11 protein-coding genes and 1 pseudogene are annotated in these 16,340 nt (G+C 63.2%); 5 read left to right on the top strand and 7 right to left on the bottom strand.

Going from position 1 to position 16,340, the window contains the following annotated elements; genetic code table 11:
* Position 1 precedes the first annotated feature (1 nt).
* The 3 genes from Thiosp_RS11195 to Thiosp_RS11185 are packed head-to-tail and all read right to left on the bottom strand — an operon-like array spanning position 2 to position 2,654.
* Complete coding sequence (locus tag Thiosp_RS11195; RefSeq protein ID WP_201068532.1) at positions 2–1,261, bottom strand: ABC transporter permease; 1,260 nt, start codon at positions 1,259–1,261, stop codon at positions 2–4.
* Positions 1,262–1,264: 3 nt separating this feature from the next.
* Positions 1,265–1,993, bottom strand: coding sequence for an ABC transporter ATP-binding protein (locus Thiosp_RS11190; RefSeq protein WP_201068533.1), 729 nt, complete (start codon positions 1,991–1,993; stop codon positions 1,265–1,267).
* A 40-nt stretch (positions 1,994–2,033) separates the two neighbouring features.
* Positions 2,034–2,654 (bottom strand): DUF2796 domain-containing protein, encoded by a 621-nt coding sequence (locus Thiosp_RS11185; protein ID WP_323697064.1) that lies wholly within the window; start codon positions 2,652–2,654, stop codon positions 2,034–2,036.
* A 387-nt stretch (positions 2,655–3,041) separates the two neighbouring features.
* Here Thiosp_RS11185 and Thiosp_RS11180 point away from each other — a divergent pair, with 387 nt between their 5' ends.
* Positions 3,042–3,971 carry an exopolyphosphatase gene (locus Thiosp_RS11180; RefSeq protein WP_201068535.1) on the top strand — a complete coding sequence of 310 codons (930 nt, stop codon included), beginning with the start codon at positions 3,042–3,044 and terminating at the stop codon, positions 3,969–3,971.
* Positions 3,972–4,060: 89 nt separating this feature from the next.
* Here the strand turns inward: Thiosp_RS11180 and Thiosp_RS11175 are convergent, their stop codons facing one another.
* The 3 genes from Thiosp_RS11175 to Thiosp_RS11165 all read right to left on the bottom strand — a co-directional run bounded on the left by Thiosp_RS11175 (position 4,061) and on the right by Thiosp_RS11165 (position 10,319).
* The gene (locus tag Thiosp_RS11175) at positions 4,061–5,677 is read right to left on the bottom strand and encodes a methyl-accepting chemotaxis protein (RefSeq protein WP_201068536.1); all 1,617 of its coding nucleotides are present in this window, start codon (positions 5,675–5,677) and stop codon (positions 4,061–4,063) included.
* Between the two features lie 300 nt (positions 5,678–5,977).
* Positions 5,978–8,680, bottom strand: coding sequence for a YbcC family protein (locus tag Thiosp_RS11170; RefSeq protein ID WP_242518876.1), 2,703 nt, complete (start codon positions 8,678–8,680; stop codon positions 5,978–5,980).
* Positions 8,681–8,702: 22 nt separating this feature from the next.
* A complete protein-coding gene (locus Thiosp_RS11165) occupies positions 8,703–10,319 on the bottom strand; it encodes an NADH-quinone oxidoreductase subunit L (protein ID WP_201068537.1) in 1,617 nt (538 codons plus the stop codon).
* Positions 10,320–10,654: 335 nt separating this feature from the next.
* Between Thiosp_RS11165 and Thiosp_RS11160 the strand changes: the two genes are divergently transcribed.
* From Thiosp_RS11160 to Thiosp_RS11150, 3 genes are all read left to right on the top strand, one after another.
* Entirely contained in the window at positions 10,655–12,127 is a 1,473-nt protein-coding gene (locus Thiosp_RS11160; RefSeq protein WP_201068538.1) for an AAA family ATPase, read from the top strand.
* 107 nt (positions 12,128–12,234) lie between these two features.
* Entirely contained in the window at positions 12,235–13,200 is a 966-nt protein-coding gene (locus Thiosp_RS11155) for a DnaJ C-terminal domain-containing protein (protein ID WP_201068539.1), read from the top strand.
* A 2-nt stretch (positions 13,201–13,202) separates the two neighbouring features.
* Positions 13,203–13,562 carry a chaperone modulator CbpM gene (locus Thiosp_RS11150; protein WP_201068540.1) on the top strand — a complete coding sequence of 120 codons (360 nt, stop codon included), beginning with the start codon at positions 13,203–13,205 and terminating at the stop codon, positions 13,560–13,562.
* An 81-nt stretch (positions 13,563–13,643) separates the two neighbouring features.
* Here Thiosp_RS11150 and nadC read toward each other — a convergent pair whose 3' ends face one another.
* Positions 13,644–14,531, bottom strand: coding sequence for a carboxylating nicotinate-nucleotide diphosphorylase (gene nadC / locus Thiosp_RS11145; RefSeq protein WP_201068541.1), 888 nt, complete (start codon positions 14,529–14,531; stop codon positions 13,644–13,646).
* A gap of 169 nt (positions 14,532–14,700) precedes the next feature.
* Between nadC and Thiosp_RS24715 the strand changes: the two are divergent.
* Positions 14,701–16,220 (top strand): annotated as a pseudogene (locus tag Thiosp_RS24715) (DUF1538 domain-containing protein).
* The last annotated feature ends 120 nt before the right edge of the window (positions 16,221–16,340 follow it).

Below are 16,340 nucleotides of genomic sequence, written 5' to 3'. Positions count from 1 at the left end.
GTCATAAGCGGATGGACAGGCCATCGATAAGCGAGCGGCGATAGGCGAGATAGGCGGGAATCGCGCCGACTAGCACGCCGGCTGCGAGCAGGGATGCCAGTAGCAGCCATTCGCCGGGCGGCGGCGCGCCGAGGGTGATGGAGATGCCGAAGGCGCTTTGCAGCAAGGGTTGGGCCGCCAGCAGCATGGCGTAGAGCAGGCCTAGGCCAGACCCCATACCGAGTAGCATCAGTGCGCCGGTCTCGCCCATGATCAGGGCGAAGATGTGCCAGGGACGGGCGCCGACGGAACGCAGGATGGCCATTTCTCGGCGGCGCTCGTTCAGGCTGGTCAGCAGCGCCGTCAGCATGCCGACCAGACCCACCAGCACAACAAAGGCGGAAACCACCCGCAGTGCGTTCTCGGCCATAGCGATCAGCGACCACAGCTGACTGAGGGCGACACCGGGGAGAATCGCCAGCAGGGGCTCTTGCGGGTAGGTGTTGATGGCGCGCTGTACCTGAAAGGTCGCGATCTTGGACTCGAGCCCGATCAAGGCTGCGGTGATAGTTTCGGGCGTCAGGTCCGCAGCGCGGGCTTCTTGGGCCGAAATCGCCTGGCCCGGCGTGGGCGCTCCGCCTTCCCAGCCGAGGTGTATCGCTTCGATCGCCTCCAGGCTGACATGCACGGTCTGATCCACGGGCGTGCCGGTTGGTGCAAGGATGCCGGAAACCCGAAAGGGCTTGTCGTCGTGGCGCGCGAAACTGACATCTGCGGCCCCATGCGCGACGATGATTGCATCCCCAACACGATAGCCGAGCTTGGTGGCCACCTCGGCGCCTAGCACCGCGTCGAACAGATCGCTGAAAGGCTTCCCCTTTGCGAAGGCGAGCGGGTGATCGCGTCCATAGTGATAGCGCTCAAAGTAGTCCTGAGTCGTGCCTAGCACTCGGTAACCGCGATGCGAATCCCCCAGTGACAGTGGCACGCTCCAGGCCACTCCCGGCAGCTCGGCGATGTCTTGATAGCTGCGCCAGGAGATGTTGTTGGTGGCATCGCCGATGCGAAAGACCGAATACAACAGCAGCTGCACCGGCCCGGTGCGTGCGCCGACGATGAGGTCGGTGCCGGAGATGGTGCTGGCAAAGCTCGCTCTGGCCTCGGTGCGCAGGCGCTCGACGCCGAGCAGCAGGGTCACGCTGAGTGCGATCGAAAGCATGGTCAGCAAGGCAGTGACGCGCCGATTGAGCAGACTTTTCCAGGCCAGAATCAGGATTGGCATGGCTCAGCGACCTGGCTCACCTGGCTCACCGGCCATTGGTACCGCGCCACCCGGTTGGCGCTCATCCAGCGCAAAGCTGCGATCGAACAAGGGCTCGAGTCCGGCATCGTGGCTGACAAACACCAGAGTCGCGCCGGTGCGACGGCATTCATCGAACAGCAACTCGATGAAGGACTCACGCCGATGCGCGTCCAGTGCCGAGGTCGGCTCATCGGCGATCACCAACTCGGGCGCGCCCATCAGCGCACGCGCCGCCGCGACCCGCTGCTGCTGACCTACGCTCAGGGTGGTGACCGCGCGGCCGAGCAATTCAGGATGGTCCAGGTCAAGATGCGCGAGCAGGCGCCGTGCCTCGCCCGTCAAGCTGCCGGACGCCTGCAGCGCCCGCTCCCGGCGCCGGCGTGAGAAGCGACAAGGCAGCAGCACATTGTCGATGACCGACAGAAAGGGAATCAGATTGAACATCTGAAAGATGTAGCCGATATGGTCGGCGCGAAAATGGTCGCGCTCAACCTGCCCGAGCCGCTCGAGCGCACCGTCGAGCACTCGCACCGAGCCAGTCTCCGCCGTGCTCACCCCGGCGAGCAGCCCCAGCAGCGTGCTCTTGCCGCTGCCGCTTGGCCCGCGCACGAAAAGATGCTCGCCAGCAGTCACCTGCAGCGTCGGAATCCGCAGCACCGGAGCATCGAGCGGGTGCCAGCGGAATTCGAGATTCTGAATATCAATGACCAAAGCTTGGCAATTTGCCCGAAAGATGATTGCAGAACGGCGGTCAGAACCGGAGAACGTCGTCTGCGCGAGTCAGGGTTTCGCCACCTTGATGTTCATTGATCACAAATTGAACCTGAAGTTCTTGGGTTCCGGGAAAGACCTCGAACAGCACCACATCGAGGGACTTTAGCGATTGCGGCTTGACGCAGGCAAACTGGTAGCGGGCGTCAATGTCGGCATGGGCGCTGGCGACATGTTCGTAATTCTCGCCATCATGGCCGTGATTCTCGTCATTATGGCTGTGGTCCTTGCCGACATCTACGTGAGGCGCGGCGGGCACGGGAGAATCGGCTTTGAGTAAATCCGAGACGATCTCGACCGTCTGCAACTCGCAGCGCGCAGCCGCATTCAGTCGAAACAGCTGGTCGCCATCGCGCAACGCAGCGACGGCGTTATCGAGCGCTGCCTGATTGGCCGCGGACGCAGGCGGATGCTCGAAACCGACCAGATTGGCCGCGGGGCTGAGCAATTCCATGTGCAGTTCGTTTACCTCAAGCACGAGGTTCAAGCGAGCGATGCCATGGACATGGGCATCGTGTTGGCGATGCGCGCCGTGATGCCCTGCATCGCTTGAATAGCGATGGCCGGCATCATCATCTCCGGCTCGAGAATCATTGGACACAGAAGTTCCTGACAGCGCGACCAACAGCAGCAATAACAAGCTTGGGCGGGGGTGCATCGCTCATTCTCCAGCGCGGAAAACCCGAAAACATTTAAGGTTACACGACCGGGGCGAGTTCCTCCAGCGCGCGGCTAAAGGAGCCAAGGCCCGAGTCGGACAGCAGCGCGTGCGCCTTGGCGCCCGGGCACGCTTGGCATTTGGTTCCCCATATCAACTACGCCGCTGTCGAGCCAGCAACCAGCCAATGGACGAGCTATCCGCGATTCGCACGGCCGATCGGCGCGCTCCGTTCGCCTCGGTGCGGCTGACTGGGTATCATTGCCGGCAACATCCCAGCGATCCCCAGCAATATTTACCGATCCAATAAGCGGCAGCCGGAGAATCTTCATGCCCCAACAGCCATTTCGACTTGTCACCCGCAGCGATTTCGACGGTCTGGTCTGCGCGGTCTTGCTCAAGCATCTGAACTTGATCGACGACATCAAGTTCGTCCATCCCAAGGACATGCAGGACGGCAAGATCGAGATCACCGACCAGGACATCACCACCAACCTGCCCTACGTCGAGGGCGTGAATCTCGCGTTCGACCATCACCTGTCCGAGACGCTACGCAATGAGAAGCGCGAGAATCACATCATCGACCCGGACGCACCCTCAGCCGCGCGCGTGGTGTGGCGCCATTATGGCGGGCATGACGCCTTTCCGCGCGAATGGGACGAGATGATGGCGGCGGTGGACAAGGGCGACGCGGCCAAGTTCGACCAGGAGGAGGTGCTGAATCCCACCGGTTGGGTGCTGCTGAATTTCCTGATGGACGCGCGCACCGGGCTCGGGCGCTTCCGGGAGTTCCGCATTTCCAACTACGCGCTGATGATGGACCTGATCGACTACTGCAAGAACCACGGCATCGACGACATCCTGAAGCTGCCGGACGTGAAGGAGCGGGTCGATCTTTACTTCGAGCAGGAGCCGAAATTCAAGGAGCAGATTCAGCGCTGCGCCAGCGTCCACGGCAATCTGGTGGTGCTCGACCTGCGCGGCGAGGAAACCATCTGGGCCGGCAATCGGTTCATGATTTACGCGCTCTACCCTCAGTGCAACATCTCGATTCACGTGATGTGGGGTCTCAAACAGCAGAACACCGTGATGGCTACCGGCAAGTCGATCTTCGACCGCGGCTCCAAGACCAATGTCGGGGAGCTGATGCTGGAACACGGCGGCGGCGGCCATCAGGCTGCGGGAACCTGTCAGATCGACAACGACCGCGCGGAAGCGGTCTTGCAGGAGCTGATCGCTCGCATCAACGCCGACGGCTGAGCATCGCTGCGCGGGCGGGGATCACCACCCGCACCCGCCCCCGCTCATGACGGGCGAAAACCGAAACCGCGCTGCAAGCGCGATAAACTTCAGGTTTTGAAGCGCTCGACCAGGGCCTCGAGCTCCGCGGCCAAGGTCGTCAACTGCTCGGAGGCGGCCTTGGTCTCGGCGGCGGATCGAGCGTTGCCCTCAGCCGCATCCGAGATTCTAGTCACATTGCGGTTCATCTCCTCGGCCACGGCGCTTTGCTCTTCGGCTGAGCTGGCAAGCTGCAGATTGACGTCATTGATGGTGGTGGCCGAGCTGGTGATGGCCTCGAGTGAGTGATTGGCCTCGGCCGAGCTCTCCAGACTCGAGTGGGCATGGCGTTGGCTTTCCTGCATCACCCTGACCGCACGGGTGCTTGCCTGTTGCAGGCGCTCGATCATGGTCTGGATTTCCTCGGTGGACGTCTGGGTGCGCGTTGCCAGCGAGCGCACCTCGTCGGCCACAACCGCAAAGCCGCGTCCGGCCTCACCGGCACGCGCGGCCTCGATCGCCGCATTAAGCGCAAGCAGGTTGGTCTGCTCGGCAATGGCGCGAATCACATCGAGCACGCTGCCGATCTGCTGGCTATCTTTGCCAAGCTCCGCAATCACGTCGGCCGCCCGCTGCACCTCAGCGGCGAGCTGCTCGATCTTGTGCATCGCTCCCGAGACCACCTGAGTCCCATTATCCGCAGCCGTTTTGGCCTCGCCGGTTGCCTGAGCACCTTCCTGCGCGCCGCGAGCAACCTCCTGCGCGGTGGCGCTCATCTCGTTCATTGCCGTGGCAAGCTGGTCAACCTCGTTGCGCTGGCGACTCACGCCCTCGTTGGTGCGCTCGGTGATGCTGGCCAGATCCGCCGCGGAACCGGCAAGCTGCCGGGTCGCCTCCAGCACTCGGGCGATCAGCTCGCGGAAATTATCCATCATCGCATTGAAGGCGGCCGAGGCCCGGCCGATTTCATCCTGACCGCGCACCTGCAGCCGCCTAGTCAGATCGCCATCGCCCTCGGCAATGCCCTGGAGCCCCTCGGTCATTTGGTGCAGCGGCTTGGTGACAAAGTATTTGACAAAGAAATACATCATCAGCAGCACCGGTACACTTAGCGCCATGGCGACCCCGAAAATCTCAAGCCGGAAGCGATTGACGTGGCGATTGACATCCTCCAGGCTGATTTCGAGCGACACCGCCCCGAGCACCGACCCCGCCGGCGCCACCGTATGGCACATGGTGCAATTCTTGCCGAGATAATCCTTGCTGCTGACCACCGGCATGACCTTGCGCAATCGGTTGCCGTCCTCTGACAGCTCCCCGAAGGGCTCGCCCGTCTCCAGCACCCGGCGCTCGATGCGATCGCGCGGTCGCTCGGCCTCAGTCCCTGGGCCGTATTGGCTGGCGACATTCTCCCCCCTGAGCACGCGCAGATCGGTTAAGTTACGCAGCTCGATGATCTGGTCAAGGAATTCGGCGCGCTGGTGGATCATGCCGGTGATCATCAGGGTGGTCAGACCAGCCATGGTGATCTCGTGCAGGGTCTCGGAAAAGGCTTCTGCTTCCTGAATGGCGGTCGCGCGCTGCTCATGCGAGGCCCAGAAAATCATTCCCGTCCAAGCCGGCAGGAGAATCAGCCACAACGCGGCAATCAGCCGCAGCCAGATGGGAAGATCGTGAATCTTGCGCATAGATGAAAGTGTCCCCTGTGGTAGCGCAAGGGCGCGACTCCCCCATGCGCTAGACATTGCATTGGTACTAAAGTTGACAGACGCGCGTCGAACATTCAAGCGCGGACAACAATTTCCGCAAACCTTCTCGAAAGTCTAGCGAAACTTTGAGCGGAGGAAAGTGACCTACTTCCCCCAATTGCAGAATCGTTTGCGTGGAGGGACGCTGCGCACCCGTCGCCATCGGGGCTGGAGGCGCGCCCGACCGCGGCGGTCGGGCGCTTTCGGGGACTGCCCTGTTGCGGGCAAGATGGAGAGAGGTCAGGCTGCAGCAGCGAGCGGTGTCTGCCAACTGGCGTCAGCATCGCCTGCGGGTAGACGCTGGGTCACAGCTCCCTGCTCATCGATGCGGAACAGATGCAACCAGCCGTTGTCGAGCATCTGCCGCACCAGATCATGGCGGTCGATGATGGCGTCGATGGGCTCCTGCGGGGCTTCGAGCACCACCGACAGGCGCACTGGCTCGTGTACCCAGCGCTTGCCATCATGCAGCGACTGCATGGGCAGGCCGACGCGCAAGTCGCCAGTGTTGCCTTCCAGCACGCCGATGGCGCCGCCGACGACATTGTGCAGCACCTTGTTGCCACTGCCGAAGCGCCGGTTGTCGGTGGTGGAGCCGTAATACTGCAGGTTGATCCAGCCGGCCACCACCATGGGCGCGGTCATAATCAGCTCCAGCACCGCGAAGCCTTCATCGGCCTGCCAGTCGTAGTCGTGCAGAAAGGTCCGTCCGCCAAGATCGATCCCACGGCTGCGCTCGCGCGGCGCGGCGATGAAGGCCGCGCAGCCGGCCAGTGCCCACTCAGGGCGCACCTGCGACCAGTCGCGGCTGCGATGGCGGATATTGGCCGTGATTGCCCGGCGCGAGCGCCCATCGAGCCCCAGCAAGGCGGACCGCTGCAGCCGCGTCAGCTCGCCGGCCTGCGCCAGCCAGCTCTGCAACTCGGCGAGTTCCTCGGCATATTCGCCCGGCAAGATATGCGTATCGAATAGCCGAATATCGTCGACGCAGGTATCGTGCAGCGCGGCCAGGAACCAGGTATCGGCCGGGATAAAAATCCCCCGCTCCGCCAGCCCAGCACGCACTTGGGCATCGTTGAGCAGTGCCGCGCCGACGCGGGCACTGACCTCACCGCTCAAGCCGCCGCAGGCACCGCAGTCAAGCCCGGCGGCATGCGGGTTGTTGACCACCGTGCTGCCGTGGCCGACCAGCAGGACCAGACGCGCGAAGCCGGTCGTCAACGACATGCCACGCAGCATGTTCTCGGCCAGACCGATGCGGTCTTCCTCCGGAATGCCGCCGATTGCCATAGCCTGCTCGCCCTGACCATGTGTACAGCCATCCTGGGAACCCTCATCATGGGCTTGGTCACCAGCAATGGGGTGGTCATGCAACTGGTGGTCATGCCCCCGGTGCTCGTGCAACTGGTGGTCATGGCCGGCGCAGGCGCTATGCGGCGACGCGTTCAGCGTCGGCCCAACCTGCCGGGTCTGCTCCGCGTCCAGGCGCAGGTCATCGGGTGCCGGCACCGGTCGACCAAAGCCGAAGCTGTCGGCGAGGATCTTGGGCGTGTAGAGCAACAGGCCGGCGGCCTCGACGAACGAGAAGCACGACGATGCCCCCATTTTGAACGCCTTCCAGGTCTTGGTGAGACCGTTTCGCCGCCGTTGGGTCGCGAGCGCATGAACAGCGTCATCGTCATCGCTGCCCTGCAGAGTGGAGCAAACCCGGTACTTGGGGCTTAGCAGCACCGGCAGATGCGAGCGCGGAGCGACCGCGCCGAGCGGGACATGCTCGAGCGGCAGCCCGAAGAATCCAGCGAACCCGAGCGTCTGGCCCTGCGGGCAGATGGTCTCGAGCGCGCGGCGGATGACCTCGGAGCGCACGTCGATGCAGAAGGCGGCCTGCACGGCTGGTCGCGCCGCTGCTGTTCCATCGACGGCCTGCTTGTTGTCGGCTAAAGCGGCGAGCAGCCGGCGTTGATAGCCAATCTCGAAGGCTGTGAGCAGCATATGGTCGACAGCGCGCTCGGCCTCGCCGTGCGGATCGCAACCAGAGGCCTGTTCCCCGGCATCCGCTTGTGCCTCGCAGCGGAGCTGTTCGCAGACATTTCCCCAGCGCGCGAGCAGCTTGGGCCCGGCCTTGTGCTCAAATACCAGCATGTCCCAGGCGAGGCGAATGGCCAGCAGTTCGACGATGCTGTCGTCTTGCTCACCGCCCAGTTCGGCCTCCCAGCGCAGCAGGCGGGTCCATGCGGCCCAGCCGCCGATATCGAGCAGAGCCGCGTGCATGTAGTCGAGCTGCGCCTGCCGCGGCAATCCCAGTCGACGCAGCGCTGCGGCGATACATACCCAGGGTGATTCCGGCAGCGCCTTGACACGCGCGCGGATGCCAGGCTGGCCCATCATGGCAGCACTGTAGTCGAGCGCGGCAAAGCTGCGCCAGGCGGCATAGAGCGACTGATCGGTCCAGGGTCGCTTCCAGGTCGCCTGCCCCATGTCGTAGAAGGCGGCGCAATGGTGACTGATGCGCTCCACCACAAAGCTCGACCAGTCATCGGCATCCTGCTCGTCGAGCATGGCGGTCAGCAGCGGCACCTGCGGCGTGGGCGTGGGTTCTTCCGTGGCCGCCTCGCGCAGCTTTGCCGGGCTCAGCTCACTGCCACAGTGGCGCGCCGCTGCCTGCAAATCGGCATCGATGATCCTTCCTGCGTCGATTTGCTCGCGGTAATACGCCCGCGGCATGTACATGCGCGACCCGCTGATGCGGCGCAGTGTCGCAGCCGCCTGCTGAAAGCGCTGATCGACCAATCCGTGGAAGGGGTTGACCGCGACGAAGCGGTCCAACGGCCACACTGGCGCGATGCGGTTACAGGCGGTCTGGATGCGTTGTTTCAGGGAATCGTCCATCATTTGCTGGGACGCCAGTTTCGGATCATCAAAGCGGACATCGTTCATCTTCATGAGTTTCCTCCTCCGCATGCGGTTAACCCAGGCTGGCACTGGCAGAGCGTTTGGGCGCGGGCCAGAGCCGGGTGATCAGACGTGTAACCAGAATGTCGACATAGAGCCCGTTGTAGAGATGGACCTGAATGGCCTGTCGCAGCGGCCCCTGCAGATGGGTAAACAGATGCTGAAGCAGCAGCAGCCCGACGAACACAACGACCACCCCTGCGCCGAACGCAATCTCGAACGCGGCACTGGCCGGTTGCGCGGGCACAACACTGCCAGCAATGGCATGCTCGAACGCCGTGTGCAGTCCGAAATAGGCCAGACAGACAAAGCCGACAATGGCAGTGGCGCGAATCAATAACTTGGCGTTGTCTTCCAGCACCAGGGCCTGTAACAGCAATTGCGTGGTTGCGATGGCCACCACGGCGCCGGTGACGATCAACGCCGGCTGCTCGCGCGGATCGATGCCGAACAGGAATCCGGCGATCAGCGTCATCAACAGCGCACTCTGAAAGGCCACCAGCCAATGCCAACCCTGGGGAGCACCATGCCCGAACGGCAGAACAGGCGCGCGAAAGCCGTCGACACCGCTGCCCGAGGCCAGAAAGGCATGCGCCTTGTAGAGCGAGTGCGCCACCAGATGCAGCAGCGCCAAGCTATAGAGACCCAAACCGGCCTCAAGCAGCATGAAGCCCATCTGCGCCGAGGTCGACCAGGCCAGGGACACCTTGATGCTGGTCTGGGTCAGCATCACCAGGGAGGCGATCGCCAGGGTTACCAGCCCGACCACGGCCAGGGTGTCCAGCGCCGGGCCAGAGAGCGACATCACCGGGCTCATGCGGATGATGAGAACGGCCCCAGCATTGACGATACCGGCATGCAGCAGCGCCGAGACCGGCGTGGGCGCTTCCATGAGCTGCAGAATCCAGCCATGGAACGGGAACTGTGCGCATTTCAGCACTGCCGCCAGCACGATCAACCAGGCTGCGGTCTGCAGGGTGCCCGGCAGTGGCCCGGTTTGACCGGCCAGGGCGGCGTAGACTCCGGGGAATTCCATGGTGTGCAAGGTCGCGCCGATCAGCAGACTGGCGACGAACAGGCTCACATCCCCAATGCGGCTGAAGACAAACTTCTTATGCGCGGCCAGCACCGCCGCCGGACGCTCCGGATAAAACACCAGCAACCGATGCAGACACAGGCTGGTCGCCATCCAGGCGAGCGAGAACATCAGCAGATTGCTCGCCACCAGCACCGTGAGGATGGCAGCCAGCGTCAGCATCAGCCACTTGTGAAAGTATCCCTCGCGCGCATCCCCCGCCATGTAATTGCGCGAATAGGTCGAGACCACCGCCCCGACCAGGGACACCAGCGCGAGCATAATGACGGTGACGGCATCGACATAGACGCCGAGGGTAAAATTACCGATGTTGAAGGGCAAGGGAATCGAGAGCAAGGTCAGCGTCTGGGCCGACCCAAAGCCATGCAGCACCAGCGCGATCAGCGCCAAGCCGAAGGCACTCCAAGCCAGCGCGTTGGTCAGCACTGCCATGCGCCGCCCGAAACGCTGCGTCCAGGCATCCGGCACGAGTGCGACGGCCCAGAGCACGAGCGGCGCCGCCAGCGCGGCAGTTGTAGTCAGCGAGAATGACATGCACACCTCCCGGGAGATTTCTCCCTCACGATGAACCAACATCTATGCGTACCAGGCAGAGTGTGGGGGCGTTTTTTATTCAGTAAAAGTCGATCTTTATTAGTTAATTGATAGCCTTTTATCTATATCTGATCCACAACTCTGCTCACCGACCGGCCTCAACCACCTGTGTTGGCGGACAGCGATCTGATTTGCGTTCACCGCAAGATGCCTTCCATTTGCCGAAGATCACAGCTGTCTGCCGGCTGCGGAAGCAATCGGGGGCATGGTGCGAAAAGCGGATCGGGTAAACTGGGCCTTTCGTCACCCAGCGACCGATTCGAGCAGCCGCCGCCATGACTGATCTGCACGACCTCGACTTGATTCTGCGCTCCGAAACACCGGTGCTCTTGATCGAGTCCCTGGAGGAAAAGCGCATCATCGAGCTGTTCAGCCGGCTAGCTATTCAGCTTGGCGTGCCGCTGTTCTGCTGGACCATGACCGACGGCCTGCGACGGGCCGAGTATGCCGCCCGCCCTCAGGCTGATCTGGCCGAGCCTGCGGAAATGCTGCGGCATGTGAAGGTCAGCTCCCAGCCCGGTATCTATCTGCTGCTCGACTTCCATCCATTTCTCGACGACCCGCTGCATGTGCGGCTGATTAAGGAGATCGCGCTGGACTTCGGCGAAGTGGCGCGGCGCATGGTGCTGGTCAGTCACGCGCTTGAGAGTCCGCCCGAGTTTCGCCATCTCAGCGCACGATTCAGCCTGCGCCTGCCCAACCGCAGCCGGCTGCTGGCGCTCATCCGCGAGGAAGCCCAAAGCTGGCAGCATGCCGGGCCGCGCCGCGCCTTTCGCGCCAACCGCGTGGCGGTCGATCGGCTATCCCGCACCCTGCTTGGTGTGACCGAATCCGACGCGCGGCGCTTGATTCGCAACGCCATTCACCGCGACGGCGCCATCACCGAGACCGACGTCGAGGAGATCACGCGCGCCAAGGCGCAATTGCTGAGTGCGGAAGGCAGTATCTCCTTTGAGTACGACACGGCCAACTTCGGCGAAGTGGCCGGGCTCGAGAACCTGAAAGCCTGGATTGATCTGCGCCGCGCGCCTTTCCTGTCCGACGAGCCGGACGCCGAGCGCCCGCGCGGCATCATGTTGCTTGGCGTGCAGGGCGGCGGCAAGAGCCTCGCGGCCAAGGCCGTGGCCGGGCGCTTCGGCGTGCCGCTGCTGCGGCTGGATTTCGGCGCGCTCTACAACAAGTACATCGGCGAGACCGAGCGCAATCTGCGCGAGTCGCTCAGAACCTCTGAGGTCATGGCACCCTGCGTGCTGTGGCTGGATGAGATCGAGAAAGGCCTGGCCGGCGGCAGCGGCGACGAAGGCACTGGGCGGCGTATCATCGGCACCCTGCTCACCTGGATGGCCGAGCGCAAGGCGCCGGTGTTTCTGGTCGCCACCTCCAACGACATCAAGCAGCTCCCACCCGAGTTGGTGCGCAAGGGCCGCTTCGATGAGATATTCTTCGTCGATCTGCCCGACACCAATGTGCGACGCGAAATCTTCCGCATCCATCTGGGCAAACGCGGCCTCAACCCGGACAATTTCGATCTCGACCAGCTCGCCGCCATGTCCGAGGGTTTCTCCGGCGCCGGCATTGAGCAAGCAGTGGTCTCCGCCCTCTATGCCGCGCGCTCCCGGGACAGCAGCGGTGTGAACACCCGCGCCATTGCTGCCGAGCTGCAGCGCACCCAGCCGCTGTCGGTGGTGATGGACGAGCAAATCGCCCGTCTGCGCGCCTGGGCGCGCAAGCGCACCGTGCCAGCCTGACGCGCGCGGCACTTGCCAAGTCGGCGCAATTGCATTAAATCCTAAGAACCCAGCCCAGTCAGCCCAGCACAGCCCGACAGGCCAGTCACACAGCCAAGCCAGACAGTATGGAATACAAGGACTACTACAAAATCCTCGGCGTCCCGCGTGATGCCAGTAAGGACCAGATCAAGAGCGCCTATCGCAAAATGGCGCGCAAGTATCACCCTGACGTCAGCAAGGAGCAGGAAGCTGAAAAGCGCTTCAAGGAGGTGAACGAGGCCAATGAAGTGCTGAAAGACCGGGAAAAGCGCGCCGCCTACGATGCCCTTGGCAACAACTGGCGCGCCGGGCAGGAGTTCCGACCACCACCAGGTGGCTTTAGGGGCGGCCCCGGAGGCTTCGAGAGCGGCTTTGGTGGCGGCACTGGCGGTTTCAAACGGGAGTTCAGCCCTGAGGACATCGATCAGTTCAGCGACTTCTTCTCCAGCATTTTCGGCAGCGGCTTCCGCCGCGAACGCCCTCAGCAACGGCAGCGTGGCATGGACCAGAACACTCGCATCCAGATCTCTCTGGAAGACGCCTATCAGGGAACAACCAAGCAAATCCGTCTGGAAGATCCGCGCATGCGCGCCGAGGGTGGCGCCGACTCCAGCCGCACGCTCAATGTGCGCATTCCAGCCGGCGTCACCCAAGGCCAGCAGATACGCCTCGCCGGTCAGGGCGCCGCCGGACCTGGCGGAAGCGGCGACCTGTTTCTGGAGGTCGACTTCGCCCCGCACGCGATCTATCGCGCCGAGGGCAAGGACATTCATCTCACCCTGCCAATGGCACCCTGGGAGGCGGCACTGGGCGCCACCGTGCAGGTGCCGACGCTCGGTGGTCCGGTGAGCCTGCGCATTCCGGCCGGCTCCCAGAGCAACCAGCGTTTGCGCCTAAAAGGCCGCGGACTGCCCGGCAAGACGGCGGGCGACGCCTTTGTGCAGCTTGAAATCGTCAGCCCACCGGCAGACAGCGACAAAGCCAAGAAAGCGTATCGCAAGCTCGCCGAGCAGTTCGAAGACTTCAACCCGCGCGTAAAGCTGGGGGTTTAGACATGGCACAGAGAATCAGGGACAGCGAACGAGCACCCGGCATCGAAGGCACCCTGCTCGATGAAGGCGTGGTGATCACAGTCACCGAGCTGACCGAGGTCTGCCAACTGAGTCGCGCGCAGGTCGAGCTGATGGTGGGTGAAGGCATGCTGCACCCACGCGGCAGCCAGCCGGAGCACTGGTCTTTTACCGGCTTGGAGATCAAGCGCGCCCGTCGCGCCCAGCGCCTACAGCAAGACTTGGAGCTTAACCTGGCCGGCGCCGCCCTGGCACTCGACCTGCTCGATGAGATCGAGCAGCTACGCAGCCGCGTGCGCCGCCTGGAGCAACACCTTGGCCGCCTGAGCGACGCGGAGACCTAAGCGCACGCCATCGACATGCCGCGCGCGTTGCCAGATGAGGCGCTCAAGCCCTGGACCCGGCGAAATTGGCAGCCGGAGGCTTTACGGATCAGTCTGCAAGCGCAGGGACAGATCCACCGCCTCCACGCTCTTGGTCAAGTCACCGACGGAGATATCGTCCACCCCCGTCTCGGCAATGGCGCGCAGCGCGTTTAGCGAAATCCCTCCGGAGGCCTCCAAGCGCGCGCGACCGGCATTCAGCGCCACCGCATTGCGCAGCAGATGCAGCCCAAAGTTATCGAGCAGCACGCGTTCGGCACCGGCGTCCAGCGCTTGCTCCAGTTCGTCGAGACTTTCGACTTCCACCTCCACCCGCACACCAGCCGCCGTTTTGCGCGCAGCTGCCACCGCGGCGGCGATGGAGCCCGCGGCCATGATGTGGTTTTCCTTGATCAGGATCGCATCAAACAGCCCCATGCGGTGATTGTCGCAGCCGCCGCAGAGCACCGCGTACTTCTGCGCCGCGCGCAAACCCGGCAGCGTCTTGCGGGTGTCCAGAATGCGCGTCGGCAAGCCGGCCACGGCATCGGCATAGCGGCGCGCGCGGGTCGCGGTGCCAGACAGGCTCTGCAAGAAATTCATTGCCGTGCGCTCGCCGCTCAACAGCTCACGCAGCCGGCCTTCGATCACGCACAGGCGCTGCCCCGCCGCCAGGCGATCTCCGTCCCGTGCCTCCCAGGTGACGCCGTAACTCGGGTCCAGCGCGCGAAAGACGCCATCGAACCAGGCCTGACCGCAAAGCACCGCAGCCTCGCGGGTGATGAGTTCCGCCCGTCCGCGCTGCTCAGCCGGCAGCAGCGCTGCGGTGATGTCGCCGCTGCCAAGATCTTCGCGCAGCGCGGTTTGCACCAGTTGCGCAATGGTCTCCTGCGGCGGCAGATGCTGCGCCAAAAATTCAGAATCAGGGGTTGCGAGATCGCTCAGCGACATGGCCTTCTCAATGCGGCGTGACTGAAAGCCTGACTATACTCCATTATTATCACCCGTTGTTTTCACCCCGGGTCGCACGCGCGCAGCCGCCGCGACCCCCGCACCCGAGCATTGGCGCCACTTGTTCAAAACTTTACTGACCCGGCTATGGCGCCCCTTTGCTGAAAGCCTGCTTGACCTGGCACCTATTGTGCTAGTCATCGCCTTCTTTCAGCTCGCCATCCTGAAACAGCCGATACCCGACCTCGCCGGCCTGCTCGAAGGAATGGTCTTTATCGTGCTGGGGCTCACGCTCTTCGTGCAGGGCCTTAAACTCGGGCTCTTTCCGCTGGGGGAGATGATGGCCTGGGGCCTCGCGCGCAAAGGCAGCCTGCCGTGGCTGCTGTGCTTTGCCTTCGCGCTCGGCTTCGGTACCACCGTGGCCGAGCCGGCCTTAATCGCCGTCGCCGATGAAGCCGCCGCAATCGCCGCCGATGGCGGCATGATTACAGACAATGCTGACACCCGCGCCAGCTACTCCGATGGCCTGCGCTACAGCGTCGCATTCGCTGTCGGCATCGCCATCATGATTGGCGTGCTGCGCATTCTGCGCGGCTGGCCGATTCAATATCTGATCATCGGCGGCTACATGGGCGTGCTGCTGATGACGCTAATCGCACCGCGCGAAATTATCGGCATCGCTTACGACTCCGGCGGCGTGACCACCTCCACCATCACCGTGCCACTGGTCGCTGCACTGGGCGTCGGACTCGCCTCCAGCATCGAGGGGCGCAATCCGTTGACAGACGGCTTCGGGCTGATCGCCTTCGCCTCTCTGACCCCGATGATTTTCGTGATGGGCTATGGGGTGATGACTTACGGCCTGCTGCAATGATCGAGATTCTCTGCCCCTTCGAGCAGGTGGTACCGCTGTGCGCCACCTTCACCGACGTGCTGCCAATTCTGGCCGTGTTGATTGTCTTTCAGGTGTTGGTGCTGCGGCGGCCTATTCCGAACCCCGGCCGCTTGGCGCTGGGCTTTGGCATGGTGCTCCTGGGCCTTGCGTTCTTCATCGCCGGGCTGGAGCGGGCTCTGTTTCCGCTCGGCAAGCTGATGGCCGAGCAGCTCACCGCACCGGCCTTTCTCGGTCTCGACAGCCAGGCCCACCAGGCCGGCGCGGACTGGCATACCTATCTGTGGGTGTATCTGTTCGCCTTCGCACTCGGCTTTGCCACCACAGTCGCCGAGCCCTCGCTCATCGCCGTCGCGCTCAAGGCCGAGCAAGTCTCTGCCGGGGCAATTAAGCCCTTCGCGCTGCGCATGGCCGTCGCCTTCGGGGTCGCTGTTGGCATTGCGCTCGGCACCCATCGCATCGTCGCGGGCACGCCGCTGCATTACTACATCATCAGCGGTTATGTCATCGTGCTGATTCAGACCGCCTTTGCGCCCAAAGCCATCATCGCGCTGGCATACGACTCCGGCGGCGTCACCACATCCACCGTCACCGTGCCCCTGGTGACCGCACTCGGGCTCGGGCTGTCATCAAGCATCCCCGGGCGAAACCCGCTGCTCGATGGCTTTGGCCTGATTGCCTTCGCAAGCCTTTTTCCGATCATTGCCGTGATCGGCTACGCTCAAATCAGCCAATGGCTGATTCATCGCCGCCAGCGGCTGGCCGCCAAGGCCCATCGCCAGGAGCATCCCGACTGATGCCTCTTGTGCTTCACCACAATGCGCAGCCTTTTAACTGGCGCTGCTTGACTGGCGTTGCTTGACTGAAGCTACTTGACTGGCGCAGGCAACTCAACAAACACTAAGCCCCAATGACAA

Source organism: Thiorhodovibrio litoralis (assembly GCF_033954455.1).
GTDB classification, from domain to species: domain Bacteria; phylum Pseudomonadota; class Gammaproteobacteria; order Chromatiales; family Chromatiaceae; genus Thiorhodovibrio; species Thiorhodovibrio litoralis.
This window is presented reverse-complemented; position numbering and strand designations above follow the sequence as displayed.